8 protein-coding genes are annotated in these 14,177 nt (G+C 73.7%); 5 read left to right on the top strand and 3 right to left on the bottom strand.

The features are described 5' to 3' along the window. Together AB0O00_RS16970 and AB0O00_RS16975 are read right to left on the bottom strand one after the other, a co-directional pair. Positions 1–3,733 (bottom strand): ABC transporter ATP-binding protein (locus tag AB0O00_RS16970; RefSeq protein WP_363652488.1); only part of this gene is annotated, 3,733 nt, incomplete at its 3' end. A 573-nt stretch (positions 3,734–4,306) separates the two neighbouring features. Continuing rightward, positions 4,307–5,059 carry a TetR family transcriptional regulator gene (locus AB0O00_RS16975; protein ID WP_363652478.1) on the bottom strand — a complete coding sequence of 251 codons (753 nt, stop codon included), beginning with the start codon at positions 5,057–5,059 and terminating at the stop codon, positions 4,307–4,309. 138 nt (positions 5,060–5,197) lie between these two features. On the opposite strand from AB0O00_RS16975, the gene AB0O00_RS16980 reads away from it, so the two are divergent. The 4 genes from AB0O00_RS16980 (at position 5,198) to AB0O00_RS16995 (ending at position 11,772) form a co-directional block, all read left to right on the top strand. Then, the gene (locus AB0O00_RS16980) at positions 5,198–6,922 is read left to right on the top strand and encodes a carboxyl transferase domain-containing protein (RefSeq protein ID WP_363652480.1); all 1,725 of its coding nucleotides are present in this window, start codon (positions 5,198–5,200) and stop codon (positions 6,920–6,922) included. A 173-nt stretch (positions 6,923–7,095) separates the two neighbouring features. Further along, on the top strand, positions 7,096–9,438 hold the full coding sequence (locus AB0O00_RS16985; RefSeq protein WP_363652482.1) for a biotin carboxylase N-terminal domain-containing protein: 2,343 nt from the start codon (positions 7,096–7,098) through the stop codon (positions 9,436–9,438). Between the two features lie 35 nt (positions 9,439–9,473). Continuing rightward, positions 9,474–10,424 carry a hydroxymethylglutaryl-CoA lyase gene (locus AB0O00_RS16990; protein ID WP_363652490.1) on the top strand — a complete coding sequence of 317 codons (951 nt, stop codon included), beginning with the start codon at positions 9,474–9,476 and terminating at the stop codon, positions 10,422–10,424. 157 nt (positions 10,425–10,581) lie between these two features. Then, positions 10,582–11,772: an acyl-CoA dehydrogenase family protein gene (locus tag AB0O00_RS16995; RefSeq protein ID WP_363652484.1), complete on the top strand. Its 1,191-nt coding sequence runs from the start codon at positions 10,582–10,584 to the stop codon at positions 11,770–11,772. A 231-nt stretch (positions 11,773–12,003) separates the two neighbouring features. On the opposite strand, the gene AB0O00_RS17000 is transcribed toward AB0O00_RS16995, so the two are convergent. Next, on the bottom strand, positions 12,004–12,483 hold the full coding sequence (locus AB0O00_RS17000; RefSeq protein WP_363652492.1) for a universal stress protein: 480 nt from the start codon (positions 12,481–12,483) through the stop codon (positions 12,004–12,006). A 1,026-nt stretch (positions 12,484–13,509) separates the two neighbouring features. Here AB0O00_RS17000 and AB0O00_RS17005 point away from each other — a divergent pair. Next, the coding region (locus AB0O00_RS17005) for an HAD family hydrolase (RefSeq protein ID WP_363652486.1) at positions 13,510–14,177 on the top strand (668 nt) is incomplete at its 3' end.

Genomic DNA, 14,177 nt, shown 5'->3' on the forward strand with positions numbered 1-14,177 from the left:
GGCCGTGGTCGAGGACGACGACCCGGTCGGCGCGTTCGGCGGTGGTCAGGCGGTGGGCGATCACCAGGGTGGTGCGTCCGCCGCTGAGCCGGTCCGCGGCGCTGTTCACGGCGGCCTCGGTGGCCAGGTCGAGCGCGGCGGTGGCCTCGTCGAGCAGCAGGATGTCCGGGTCGACCAGCTCGGCCCGGGCCAGTGCGATCAGCTGGCGCTGGCCTGCCGAAAGGTTTCGGCCCCGGCCCGTGACCTCGTGGTCGTACCCGCCCGACAACCCGACGATCATCTCGTGCGCGCCGACCGCCCGCGCCGCGGCCTCCACCTCGGCCGCCCTGGCGTCCGGCCGGCCGTAGGCGATCGCCTCGCGGACCGTGCCCGCGAACAGGTAGGCCTCCTGCGGTACGACGCCGAGGCGGTGGCGGTACTGCGCGAGGTCGTACCGCGTGAGGTCGACCCCGTCGACCCGGACGGTGCCCTCGGTCGCGTCGTAGAACCGGGCGACCAGCTTGACCAGCGTCGACTTGCCGGCCCCCGTCTCGCCGACCAGCGCCACCGTCTGGCCGGCGGGTATGTGCAGGTCCACGCCGGTGAGCACGTCCGGCGAGCCGTCCGCGCCGCCGTTGTAGGCGAAGCCGACGCCCTCGAACGCGATCTCGCCGCGCAGCCCCTTCTCGACCGGCACCGGGTCGGCCGCCACGGCCGTGGTCGTCGGCGTGCGCAGCAGCTCCCGGATCCGGCCGAGGCCGACCGAGGCCTGCTGGTAGCCGTCGAACACCTGGGAGAGCTGGTTCACCGGCGCGAAGAACAGGTCGATGTAGAGGAGGTAGGCGACGAGCGCGCCGACCGTCAGGGTGCCCGCGTCGACCCGGGCCGCACCCACGATCAGCACCAGCGCGGCGGCCACGCTGGACAGGAACTGGACGAACGGGAAGTAGAGCGAGATGTAGAGCTGTGCCCGGACCCGCGCCTCCCGGTAGGCGACGCCCCGGGCGACGAAGCGGTCGGTGTTGGCGTCCAGGCGGCGGAAGGCCTGGACGATCCGCATGCCCGCCACGTTCTCCTGGAGGTCGGCGTTGACGGTGCTGATCAGGTCCCGGGAGATCTCGTACTGGTCCCGGGACTTCCGGCGGAACACCAGCGTGGCGATCACCAGCAGCGGCAGCACCGCGAAGACCACCAGGGCCAGTCCGGCGTCGATGATCAGCAGGGCGGCGAAGATGCCGGCGAAGGTCAGCAGGCTGACCACGGCGGTGACGACCCCGGTCTGCAGGAAGGACGTCAGCGAGTCGAGGTCGGTGGTCATCCGGGTCATGATCCGGCCGGACAGCTCGCGCTCGTAGTAGTCCAGGCCGAGCCGGTTGAGGTGGGCGAAGATCTTGAGGCGGAGGGTGTAGAGCACGCGCTCGCCGGTGCGTCCGCTGACCCGGTTCTCGGCGCTCTGCACCAGCCAGTCCAGCAGGACGACCACCAGGGCACCCACGGCGGCCACGGCCACGCCGGACATCAGGGCCTTGCTGACGCCCTGGTCGATGCCGTGCCGGATCAGGATCGGCAGCACCAGCGAGGCGCCCGCGTCCAGGGCGACCAGCAGGAGGGCGAGGGCGAGCGGGGCCCGGAAGGGGCGCAGCATGCGGCGGAGGGAGAAGTCCGGGTCGCCGGCCTCGGCCTCCGCGCGGGATATCGACGGGGTGTCGGTGGCGGGCGGGAGGGCGGCGACCTTGGCCAGCAGGTCGGGCTCGGCGGTGCGGGCCGCCTTGGCGAGGGTGGGGAGGTCGGGGGTGGGGACGTCGGGGGTGCTGGCGGAGGTCGCGGACGGTTCGCGGACGGCTTCGGCGGTGGGCTCGCTGCCGGAGCGGGGTGCGGTGCCCGACTCTGGCTCGGGCTCAGGCTGCGTCGCGGCCACGGTCGCGGTCGCGGTCGCGGTCCGGGCGGGGGTGCGGCCGGCCTCGGGGTCGGTGATCAGGGCACGGTACTGGGGACATCGGGCCTCCAGTTCCTCGTGGGTGCCGATGTCCAGCAGCCGGCCGTGGTCCAGCACGGCGATCCGGTCGGCGAGTTGGAGGGTCGAGCGGCGGTGGGCGATCAGCAGCGTGGTGCGGCCGCTCATCACCGAGCGCAGCGCGTCGTGGATCTCCGCCTCGATCTGCGGGTCGACTGCGGACGTCGCGTCGTCCAGCAGCAGGATCCGCGGGTCGGTGAGGATCGCGCGGGCCAGGGCTATGCGCTGGCGCTGGCCGCCGGAGAGGGTGAGGCCCTGCTCGCCGACCTTGGTGTCGTAGCCGTCCGGCAGCGCGCGGACGAACTCGTCGGCCTGGGCGGCGCGCGCGGCCGCGACGACCTGCTCGTCGGTGGCGTCCGGCCGGCCGTACGCGATGTTGGTGCGGACCGTCTCGGAGAAGAGGAAGCTCTCCTCGGGGACGATGCCGACGGCCGAGCGGACCGAGTCGAGGGTGAGGTCGCGCAGGTCGTGGCCGTACAGGCGGATGGCGCCGGCCGCCGGGTCGTAGAACCGGGGCACCAGCTGGGCCACCGTCGACTTGCCGGAGCCGGAGGCGCCGACCAGGGCCAGGGTCTCGCCGGGGGCGAGCTTCAGGTCCAGGCCGTGCAGGACGGGCACGGGGTGTTCGGGGTCGTAGCGGAACTCGACCCGGTCGAACTCCAGGGCCACGCCGGGGGTGCGCGGGCCGACGGTGGCGCCCGCACGTCCGGCGCTCGTGACGTCCGCGTGGGCGCCGCCGGTGACGTCCGCGTGTGCGCCGCCGGTGAGGTCGAGGGTCACCGCGTCCCGGCGTTCCTGGACCAGCGGGCGCTCGTCGATCAGCTGGAGGACGCGCTCCACGCCCGCCCTGGCCTGCTGGCCGACCGTGATGACCATGGTGAGCATCCGCACCGGGCCGGTCATCTGGGCGACGTACGTGGAGAAGGCGACGAAGGTGCCGAGCGACACCTGCCCCTCCACGGCCAGCCAGCCACCGAAGGCCAGGACCGCGACCTGGGCGAGCGCCGGGACCGCCTGCATCGCCGGGTTGTAGCGGGAGTTGAGCCGGATCGAGCGCAGGCGGGCGGCGAAGAGGTTGCGGGAGGCGCCCTCCAGCTTGTCCAGTTCCTGCGCCTCCTGGCCGAAGCCCTTGACCACCCGGACGCCGCCGATCGCCTCGTCCACGACGCCGGCGACGGCTGCGGCCTCCTGCTGGGCCGCCCAGGTCGACGGGAACAGTCGCTTGCGGCTGAGCACGGTGACCCACCAGAGGGCGGGGGCCATCACGAGGGCGATCAGCGTGAGCGGCGGCGACAGCCAGACCATCACGGCCGCCGACATGATGAACATCAGCAGGTAGCCGGTCATCATCGGCAGCATCGAGAGCAGCCCGTTGACCAGCTGGAGGTCGGACGTGGCGCGGCCGACCACCTGGCCGGTGTCCAGCCGGTCCTGCCGGTGGCCGTCGAGCCGGCCGAGCGAACGGAACAGGTCACTGCGCATGTCGTGCTGGACGTCGAGCGCGAGCTGGCCGCCGTAGTAGCGGCGGACCTGGGTGCAGCCGAAGACCACCACGGCAGCGAGCAGCAGCACGACCGCCCAGGGGCCGAGCGGGCGGGTGTGGGTGGTGATGACGTCGTCGATGATCAGCTTGGTGACCAGCGGCACCAGCGCGGTGACGGCCATGCCGACGAGCGAGGCGCCGAAGGCGAGCAGCAGGCTGCGCCGGGAGCGCAGGCAGTAGCCGACCAGACGGCGCAGCCAGCCGCCGGCCTCGGGGGTCGCGGGCGTTGCGGCGGGCGCGGGGGGCTCGGACGACGTGGGTGTCGCGGACGGCGCGGGGGCCTCGTGCGTTGCGGGGGCCGCGGGAGTCGCAGAGGCAGGCTGAGTCGCCGCGACGACCGGGCCGGCCGGGGTCACCGGGGTCACCCGGGCCTCGGGACCGGCCGTGGGGGTCGGTTCCGAGCTCGCGTCGGGGGACGGTGGGCCGCTCGGGGATTGCTCCACCGTAGATCCGTGAGTCTCAGGCATATTTAGGGATGCTAACCATTCCGTCGGGACGCCGCCATGCCGTTTCCGGCCGGGCCGGGGTGCGGGGCGGGGCGGGCGCACGCCAGGGCGCGCGCTCGCGACAGGCTCCGGCGGAGTGGCCAACAGCCTGCGGCCTGCGGTGATTCCCGCCCGGACACCCGGACGGACCAACCGGCCCCGCTGACACCAGCGTCGTCGACGACGGCCCGGGCGCCCACCGGCCAGGGGGCAGGCGCGCACCGTTCTTTGGACCTAGGCCCGAGGGAGGGGTGGCTCCGGGCGCGGCCGGGAACGCAGGCGGCCTCAGCCGCGGGAGGACGCGGGTTCGGCTGCGGAGCCGGGTACGGCTTCGGCTTCGGAACCGGGTGCGGCGTCGGCTGCGGCTTCGGAACCGGGTGCGGCGTCGGCCGCGGAGCCGGACACCGAGCCGGCCGCCGCCGAGAACGCGCCGTGGGCGAGGTTGTGCAGCAGTGCGGCCATGCCGTCGCGCTGGAGGCCGGGGCCGGGGCGATCGGCCTGGGCCGCCGGGTTGGGGCCGAGGCTGTGCGGGGTCGAGTTGATCAGGCCGAAGACTGCGTGGACCGCGGCCCGGGCGACCGGCTCGGCGGCGGGATCGGCCAGCGCCGGGTAGGCCTGCCGGACCACGTCGACCCAGAGCTCGACATAGCCGCGCTGGAGCCGGCGGACCGTACGGCGGTCCTCCTCCTTGAGGTTCAGCAGCTCGCGGTCGTGCAGGGTGATCAGGTCGCGGTCATCGAGGGCGAACTCGACGTGACCGCCGATCAGCGCGTCCAGCGCGGCGGCCGGGCCGTCACCGCCGCCCGCGCGCCGGCGACCTTCCTCCAGCAGGCGCTCGCTGATGCCGATCAACAGGTCGGCGAGCATCGCGTCCTTCCCGGCGAAGTGCCGGTAGAGGCCGGGGCCGCTGATGCCGACGGCCTTGCCGATCTCGTCCACGCCCACACCGAGGAAGCCTCGGGCGGCGAAGAGCCGTGCGGCCTCCCGGCGGATCTGGTCGCGACGCGGGAGCGCAGGGGCTTCGGGGACGTTCGGCATGCTGCCCATCGTAGACAGTCGGGTTATCGGCCGTTAACCTGGGCGCGTAAGTTAACGTTAATTAACGTGAGGGAGAGCGGGCACACCGGAACCCGGGCCGCCCGCCACCCGGTGCCGAGGGCAAGGGAGCTCTTGGGAATGGTCATCTCAACCGCCGGCGTACCCACCGGCGTCCATGGCAGCGCAGCGCGCGGCGGCGCGGCGGGCGGCACCGCGACACCAGGGTCCGTACCGCCGGGAGCCGCCGCCCCCGCGCCCCGGCTCGGCACGGCCGTCGACCCGGCCTCCGAGGCGTACCGGTCCAACACCGAGGCGCACCGGGCGCTGGTCGCCGAGCTGCGCGAGAAGCTCGGCACGGCCGCCCTCGGCGGTGGCGCCAAGGCCCGCGCCCGGCACACCGCGCGCGGCAAGCTCCTGCCCCGCGACCGCGTGGACACCCTGCTCGACCCGGCCTCCCCCTTCCTGGAGCTGGCCCCGCTGGCGGCCGACGGGATGTACGGCGGCGCCGCACCCGCGGCCGGGGTCATCGCGGGCATCGGCCGGGTCGCCGGACGCGAAGTGGTGGTCGTCGCCAACGACGCCACCGTCAAGGGTGGCACGTACTACCCGATGACGGTGAAGAAGCACCTGCGCGCCCAGGAGGTCGCGCTGGAGAACCGTCTCCCCTGCATCTACCTGGTGGACTCCGGCGGCGCCTTCCTCCCCATGCAGGACGAGGTGTTCCCCGACCGGGACCACTTCGGCCGGATCTTCTACAACCAGGCCCGGCTCTCGGCCGCGGGCATCCCGCAGATCGCCGCCGTGCTCGGCTCCTGCACGGCGGGCGGAGCGTACGTCCCGGCGATGAGCGACCAGGCCGTCATCGTCCGCAACCAGGGCACGATCTTCCTGGGCGGGCCGCCGCTGGTGAAGGCCGCCACCGGCGAGGTGGTCACCGCCGAGGAACTGGGCGGCGGCGAGCTGCACTCCCGGACCTCCGGCGTGACGGACCACCTGGCCGAGGACGACGCCCACGCCCTCTCCATCGTCCGCACGATCGTGGCCGGTCTGGGCCCGCGCCAGGAGCGGCCGTGGCCGCTGGCCGCGGTCGAGCCGCCGGCCGTCGACCCGGCCGGTCTGTACGGGGCCGTCCCGGTCGACCCGCGCACGCCCTACGACGTGCGCGAGGTGATCGCCCGGCTGGTCGACGGCAGCCGGTTCGCCGAGTTCAAGGCCGAGTACGGCGCGACCCTGGTCACCGGCTTCGCCCGGATCCACGGCCACCCCGTCGGCATCGTCGCCAACAACGGTGTGCTGTTCTCCGAATCGGCCGTCAAGGGCGCCCACTTCATCGAGTTGTGCGACCAGCGCGGCATCCCCCTCCTCTTCCTGCAGAACATCACCGGCTTCATGGTCGGCCGGCAGTACGAGGCGGGCGGCATCGCCAAGCACGGCGCCAAGATGGTCAACGCCGTCGCCTGCACCCGCGTCCCGAAGCTGACGGTGGTGATCGGCGGCTCGTACGGAGCCGGCAACTACTCGATGTGCGGCCGGGCCTACTCACCTCGCTTCCTGTGGATGTGGCCGGGCGCGAAGATCTCCGTGATGGGCGGCGAGCAGGCGGCCTCCGTCCTCGCCACCGTCCGCCGCGACCAGTTGGAGGGACACGGCGAGGAGTGGCCGGCCGAGGCGGAGGAGGAGTTCAAGCGCCCCGTCCGCGAGCAGTACGAGCGCCAGGGCAACGCCTACTACGCCACGGCCCGGCTCTGGGACGACGGCGTGATCGACCCGATGGACACCCGCACCGTGGTCGGCCTCGCCCTCACCGCCTGCGCCAACTCCCCGCTGCCGCCGCCCGGTCCGTACGGCGTCTTCCGGATGTGACCCCGCGCTCCCCGGGCGGGTCTCCGCATCTCCCCTCCCCGCCCGGGGCGCCCCCGCTCCCGGTGTGACCCTTCGACGCCGGCCCGCCGCGCGGCCCGCCGCAGGCTCCGGCGACCGACCCGTCCACCGCCACCTCCTTCGTACGGCCCCCTCGACCCGGAGGAACGCCTCCCATGTTCGACACAGTTCTGGTCGCCAACCGCGGCGAGATCGCCCTCCGGGTGATCCGCACCCTGCGGCGGCTCGGCGTGCGCTCGGTCGCCGTGTTCAGCGACGCCGACGCCGACGCCCCACACGTCCGCGAGGCCGACGTCGCGGTCCGGCTCGGCCCGGCCGACCGCAGCGACAGCTCGGCGGCCGAGACCTACCTGCGGACCGACCAGATCCTCGCCGCCGCCCGGCGCACCGGCGCCCAGGCCGTCCACCCCGGCTACGGCTTCCTCGCCGAGAACGCCGCCTTCGCCCGCGCCTGCGCGGACGCGGGCCTCGTCTTCATCGGTCCTCCTCCCGGTGCGGTCGAGCTGATGGGTGACAAGATCAACGCCAAGGAGGCCGTCCGGGCCGCCGGCGTACCGGTGGTCCCCGGCAGCCAGGCCACCGCGCCCACCGACGACGAACTCGTCGCCGCCGCGGACGGGATCGGCTACCCCGTCCTGCTCAAGCCGTCCGCCGGCGGCGGCGGCAAGGGCATGCGGCTCGTGCGGGACCCGGCCGAACTGCGGACCGAGATCGCCGCCGCCCGCCGCGTCGCCAGGACGGCCTTCGGTGACGACACCCTGCTGCTGGAGCGCTGGGTGGACCGCCCCCGCCACATCGAGGTGCAGGTGCTCGCCGACGCCCACGGCACCACCGTCCACCTCGGCGAGCGCGAGTGCAGCCTCCAGCGCCGCCACCAGAAACTGATCGAAGAGGCACCCTCCGTCCTGCTCAACGCCGAGACCAGGGCCGCGATGGGCGCCGCGGCCGTCCGTGCCGCGGAGTCCTGCGGCTACACCGGGGCCGGCACCGTGGAGTTCATCGTCCCCGGCATCGACCCGGACTCCCCCGCCCCCGACTCCCCCGAGAGCGTGCGGGAGTTCTTCTTCATGGAGATGAACACCCGTCTCCAGGTGGAACACCCCGTCACCGAACTCGCCATCGCCGTCGACGACCCCGCCGGCGGCCGGCCCCGCCGCCTGGACCTGGTCGAGTGGCAGCTGCGGGTCGCCGCGGGCGAGCCGCTCACCTTCGGTCAGTCCGACATCTCCTTCCTGGGCCACGCCATCGAGGCCCGTATCTGCGCCGAGGACCCGGAACGGGACTTCCTGCCCACCGGCGGACGGATCCTGGTCCTCGACGAGCCGCAGGGCGAGGGCGTCCGGGTCGACTCCGGGGTCACCCCCGGGAGCGTCATCACCAGTGCCTACGACCCGATGCTCGCCAAGGTCATCGCGTACGGGCCCGACCGCCCGACCGCGCTCCGCCGACTGCGTGCCGCGCTGGCCGACACCCGCATCCTGGGCGTCACCACCAACACCGGCTTCCTGCGACGGCTGCTCGCCCACCCCGACGTCGTCGCCGGCCGACTGGACACCGGCCTGGTGGAGCAGACCGTCCAGCAGCAGCCGGCCCTGCTCGCCTCGCCGTACTCGCCCGCGATGGCCACCGATCAGGCCGCTCCGACCGGCGACCCCACAGCAGCCGACCCCACGGCGGCCGACGACCCCACTCCGGGCGGCTCGGCCGCGGCCGACGGATCTCCTGCACCTGCCCACCTCCTGTACTACGCGGCCGCACTCGCGCGGCACGCGGACCTCACCCCGGCCGCCGACCCCGGCGGCTGGACCGACCCGTTCTCCCTCCCCTCCGGCTGGCGCCTGGGCGGCGCACCCGCCTGGACCACCCACCGCCTCCGGGCCTCCGGCCAGGACCCCGTCTCGGTGCGCATCCGTTCGATCACTGCGGGCAACGTAGCCGAGACCACTGACATTCCCGGCAATGTCACCCTTGAGGTGGAAATCGGACTCGGCTCCGACCCGACCCACCGGGCCCGGGCGGTCCGCACCGCCGACCGGCTGCACCTGACGGTCGACGGCCTGCAGACCTCCTTCGCCCTGACCGTCGACGACACCCCCGGGCTCGCCGGCGCCCCGGTGACCTGGCTCGGCGTCGAGGGCGACGCCTGGCCGCTGCACAGCCACGACGCGGTCGGCGAGGGCGCCGCCACGGCCGGCGCCCACCACGGCGCCCTCACCGCCCCGATGCCCGGCACCGTCACCGTCGTCAAGACCGCGGCGGGCGAGGCGGTCCGCAAGGGCCAGGCCCTGCTCGTCCTGGAGGCCATGAAGATGGAACACGTGATCTCCGCCCCGCACGACGGCGTCGTGAGCGAGCTCCGCGCCACCGCCGGGGCCACCGTCGCGATGGAGGAACTGCTGGTCGTGGTCACCCCCGTGGAGGAGGGCGCGGACGTTCCCGCAAGCGCCCCCGCGGGCGTGGACGCGACCGCCACGAGCCCGGCGGAGGTGCGGTCGTGACCACCACCCCCACCCACGAGCCCGACGCGCTCGAACTGGGCCTGCCCGACCCCGTCCGCGCGCCCGGCCTGCCCGAGGAGGTCCGGATCCACGAGGTCGGACCGCGCGACGGGCTCCAGAACGAGAGCGCCCTGGTGCCCGTCGAGGTCAAGGCCGAGTTCATCGCCCGGCTCGCCGCCGCCGGGCTGCGGACTGTCGAGGCCACCAGCTTCGTCCACCCCAAGTGGGTGCCGCAGCTGGCCGACGCCGAGGACCTGATGCCCCGGCTGACCGACCTGCCCGGACGCCACCCCGGACTCCGGCTGCCCGTCCTGGTGCCCAACGAGCGCGGCCTCGACCGCGCGCTCGCCCACCGCGCCACCGACATCGCGGTGTTCGCCAGCGCCACCGAGACCTTCGCCCGCCGCAACCTCAACCGCTCGGCGGACGAGGCGATGGCGATGTTCCGCCCGGTCGTCGAGCGCGCCACCGGGGCCGGGGTCGCGGTCCGCGGCTACCTCTCGATGTGCTTCGGCGACCCGTGGGAGGGCCCCGTCCCGGTCTCCCAGGTGGTCCGCCACGGCGTCGCGCTGCTGGAGATGGGCTGCGCCGAGCTGAGCCTCGGCGACACCATCGGCGTCGCCACCCCGGGCCAGGTCGCCGCCCTGCTCGGCGCGTTCGCCGCGGCGGGGGTGCCGGCCGAGCGGCTCGCGGTGCACTTCCACGACACCTACGGCCAGGCGCTCAGCAACACGCTGGCGGCGCTCCGCGAGGGCGTCACCACCGTCGACGCCTCGGCGGGCGGCCTCGGCGGCTGCCCGTACGCCAAGAGCGCGACCGGCAACCTCGCCACCGAGGACCTCGTGTGGATGCTGCACGGCCTCGGCATCCGGACCGGCGTGGACCTGCGCGCGCTGGTCGCCACCAGTGGCTGGATGGCCGGGCGCCTCGGCCGCCCGAGCCCGTCCCGCACCGTCCAGGCACTGCTCGGCGCCGCCCGGGACTGACCGTCCCGGAGCGCCGTCCGGCGCCCCGTCCCCCGTCCACTCGGACGACCTTCTTTCCCGACGACCACACCACGCGACCGTCACACCATCGGACGGACGCCGGTCACCCCGCTCACGCCCGCGGCCACCCCGGCCGGGCGGCCCCAGGAGGAACACCGTGTTCGATCACCGGCTGAACAGCGAGTACGAGGAACTGCGGCGCACCGTCGCCGAGTTCGCCCAGGACGTGGTGGCGCCGAAGATCGGCGAGTTCTACGAGCGGGAGGAGTTCCCGTACGAGATCGTCCGCGAGATGGGGCGGATGGGCCTGTTCGGCCTGCCCTTCCCCGAGGAGTACGGCGGCATGGGCGGCGACTACTTCGCGCTCGGCCTCGCCCTGGAGGAACTCGCCCGGGTCGACTCCTCGGTGGCGATCACCCTGGAGGCGGCCGTCTCGCTCGGCGCGATGCCGATCTACCGCTTCGGCACCGAGGAGCAGAAGCGCGAGTGGCTGCCCCGGCTCACCTCCGGCGAGCTCCTCGGCGCCTTCGGCCTGACCGAGCCCGAGGGCGGCTCGGACGCCGGCGCGACCCGCACGACGGCCCGCTACGACGAGGCCACCGACGAGTGGGTCATCAACGGCACGAAGTGCTTCATCACCAACTCCGGGACGGACATCACCGGGCTGGTCACCGTCACCGCCCTCACGGAACCGCTCGCTCGTTCGAGTGAAGAAGGCGAATTCCGCTCGCCAACGCGCGAGATCTCTTCCATCATCGTGCCCACCGGGACCCCGGGGTTCCAGGTCTCGAAGAAGTACTCGAAGGTCGGGTGGAACGCATCCGACACCCGCGAACTGTCCTTCACCGACTGCCGCGTTCCCGCGGCCAACCTGCTGGGCGAGCGTGGCCGAGGCTACGCCCAGTTCCTGCGGATCCTCGACGAGGGCCGCATCGCGATCGCGGCCCTGGCCACCGGCCTGGCCCAGGGCTGCGTCGACGAGTCCGTCGCGTACGCCGGCACGCGCCGGGCCTTCGGCCGGCCCATCGGTGCCAACCAGGCCATCCAGTTCAAGCTCGCCGACATGGAGCTGCGCGCCCACACCTCCCGCCTGGCCTGGCGGGACGCCGCTTCCCGGCTGCTGCACGGAGAACCGTTCAAGAAGGAGGCCGCCATCGCGAAGCTGTACTCGTCCGAGGCCGCCGTCGACAACGCGCGCGAGGCGACGCAGATCCACGGCGGGTACGGCTTCATGAACGAATTCCCGGTCGCCCGCTTCTGGCGCGACTGCAAGATCCTGGAGATCGGCGAGGGCACGTCGGAGGTCCAGCGCATGCTCATCGCCCGGGAGCTCGGCGTCACGTCCTGAGCCGCACCCTGCGGGGGTAACGCCCGCCCCCGCAGGGACGGTTGGGGCGGCCGGCCGTACGGTCGGCGAGGCCGACGGCCGAGGCGTACGGCTGCAGCCTGGGCGAGCGGCTGCGGCCGGTGCCGCACCGGAGGCTGGTGGCGCGGCGACGGCTGGTGGCGCGGCGACGGCGAAAGCCGTGGGCGCGCCGGAGTTGGACGATGAGGAATGGGACGCCGGGCTGGTTCGGCGTCAGGGGATGACGATCACCGGGCGGTTGGCGCGGCGCGCCAGCCGGCCGGAGACCGAACCGAAGATCTTGCCGAGCAGGCCGTGCGTCGTGCCGACGACGATGGCGTCGGCGGCGTACTCACGGCCGACCTCCTCGATCTCGTGGCAGATGTCGCCGCCGCGCTCGACCAGGATCCAGGGCACGCCGGCGAGGAAGTCGGCACAGGCGAGCTCCAGGCCCAGCACCTCGGTGCGGTGGTCCGGGAGGTCCACGAAGACGGGAGGCTCACAGCCCGCCCAGACCGTGGCGGGCAGACGGTTGGCGACGTGCACGATCACCAGGCCGCACTGCGAACGGCGGGCCATACCCACCGCGTAGGCGAGGGCTCGCTCGCTGGACAGCGAGCCGTCGAAGCCGACGACCACGCCGTGCTGGAAGGCCGGGTCGCAGGCGCGGCCGGGCTCGTCCTGGACGATCGGCTCGGTGTGCGCGCCGGACAGGCCGGACGTCTCCGGGCGGTCGGCGCCCGGGCCCAGGCGGCCGGTCACCGCGAGCTCCGGGCGGTCGGTCGCGGGCTCGCCACGCCGGCGGCGGGCGCCGGGGCGGTCGCGGCGGACGATGTTGCGCAGCGAACGCGCGAAGCCCTGTACACCGCTGGCCTGTCCACCGCTGCCCCGTACGCCGCCGAGCGCGGGCTCGCAGGGCGCGGGCTTGTGGTGCTCTGCGCGGTGGGCGCCGGCGGGAGCGCCTGCGTCCGGTGCACCCGGTCGGCCGGAGTCTGCACGGCCGACGTCCACACCGTCGCTGTCCCCACGACCGACGTCTCCATGGCCGACGTCTCCACGGCCCGCATCGACACGGCCGAGGTCCGCGGGGCCGGCGTCGACACGGCTGCCGTCGGCGTGCCCCGGTGCTGCGGTGCGCCCGGCCTCGTCGCGTGGAGCGGAGTCGCCGCCGGTCGCTGGGCCCGTGCCGCGGGGCGCGTCCGGTTCAACCGGTCGGGAGGACTCAAAACCAGCCATGGCTCACGGCTCTTCGCGGGAGAGGGGCCGACAGGAGAGGACAACGCTGCCCGGGGAGCAGGCCCACCCACGGGATGACATCGGTCCGCGCCGTCCAGCACCGTTTGTGACCTGTTCCTTTCAGAGTACGACGGGCGTGGGGCCCAGCCCAGCGGCGAAGCCCCGGGGGGCTGTTGTTCCCGCGAAAGGGGGATGCGCCCACCGAGACCGCGCGCCCTGCTCGCAAGCCTTAGCGCCCCCTCCGGAAAGGAGGTTCCCTGGAGCTTGACTGAGCGAACCGGGCCGCGCAACAGGCCCGCGGGACACCGTGACCGGACTGTCATTGATCGGCGACGATCCGTCGCGGACCGTCGCGACCCGTGACGTCCCACCCACCCCACCAGGCCTCTTCCGTCCCCCGGGCACACCCCGCCGCGGCACCCGTTTCAGCCACTTCGCGCGGGTTCGCGACGCTCTCTGGCATTTGCCAAGTGCATAGGCGCGGGCACTGGCACCATGCTCGGCATGCCCCTGCTCCTGTTCGACCTCGACAACACGCTGCTCCCCAGGGACGCCGCTTTCCGGGCCTGGGCGCAGGACTTCCTGTCCGAACGCGACCTGCCACCCGGGGACGTCGACTGGTTCGTCACCCTGGACGGCGGCGGCTACGTGCCGCGCAGCACCGTACTGTCCGCCGTCCGGCGCCGCTACGGGTTGGACGCCTCTTCCGACGACCTGCTCGACCACTACCGACACGGCATCAACTCGCACATCCACTGTCCGCCCCGGCACGTCGAAGCGCTGCGGGCGGCCCGGGCCGCCGGGTGGACGCTCGGCATCGTCAGCAACGGCGGGACGGGCCCGCAGTCGGAGAAGATCCACCGGACCGGGCTCGGCCCCCTGGTCGACGGGTGGGTCATCTCCGAGGAGGCGGCTTGTCTCAAGCCCGACCCGTTGATCTTCGAGATCGCCGCCCGGCGGTGCGGCGTCTCCCCCAGCGGCGACTGGGCCTCGCACACCTGGATGGTCGGGGACCACGCGCCGGCCGACATCGCCGGAGCGGAGCTCACCGGCCTGCGCAGCGTGTGGCTGCACCACGGCCGTCCCTGGGCCGAGATCGGCTACCGGCCGACGCTGAAGGCCGCCGGCCTGCCGGAGGCCGTCGGCCAGATCCTGGCCGCGCGCAACGCGCG

Origin of the sequence: Kitasatospora sp. NPDC093558 (assembly GCF_040683475.1) — a bacterium.
Lineage (GTDB): Bacteria > Actinomycetota > Actinomycetes > Streptomycetales > Streptomycetaceae > Kitasatospora.